1 pseudogene is annotated in these 698 nt (G+C 57.0%); it reads right to left on the bottom strand.

Features of this window, described 5'->3' with window-relative positions:
- Nucleotides 1–635: pseudogene (locus D8Z78_RS24360) on the bottom strand (IS3 family transposase); the annotation flags it as partial.
- Nucleotides 636–698: the final 63 nt, after the last annotated feature.

The raw sequence follows: 698 nt of genomic DNA on the forward strand, positions 1-698 counted from the left end.
GAAGTCCCGGTTCAGCAGGTTCGGCGCGATGTTGAAAGCGTGGTTGCTATCGGTCGTCACCTTGTATTTCTTGGATCGCTCAACCCGTATGCCGTTCTCGCGCATCAATCTGCCAACCCGGCGATGGCCGACGTTCAGGCCAAGCTCCTTCAGTTCTTCTGTCATCCTCGGACGGCCATAGCTGCCCAGGCTGAGACGGGACTGTTCCTTGATGTGGGCCAAGACGACCATGTCAGTCCGTTGCCTTTGGCTGGCAGGTCGGCTGCGATAAGCACGCAGACCGCGGGAGCCAACCTCCAGGACGTCGCACATGCGCTTCGCGCAAAAGGCATCACGATGTTCTTCGATGAATCGGAACCTCATGGGTTTTGACCCGCGAAGAACTGCGTTGCCTTTTTTAGGATTTCCCTCTCCTCCTTGAGAATGCGGTTCTCGCGTCGAAGCCGCTCATTCTCACGGGCAAGGTCCAGGTCCTTGTCAGACACAACATCCGTGTCGCGATGCGTCGTCACCCACTTGTTCAACGTCGATAGGCCAACACCCAAATCTAACGCCACCTGCTTGCGCGTCAGCCCACTCGTCAGCGCGATCCGCACCGCATCAGCCCGGAATTCGTCAGTCCGTTTCAGTCCCATGGTTCGTCTCCTTTGCTGCAATAAATGCTATCAAAGGAGCGGCATCAAACCGCGACACGTCCA

Origin of the sequence: Tropicibacter alexandrii (assembly GCF_003667315.2) — a bacterium.
GTDB classification, from domain to species: Bacteria; Pseudomonadota; Alphaproteobacteria; order Rhodobacterales; family Rhodobacteraceae; genus Tropicibacter; species Tropicibacter alexandrii.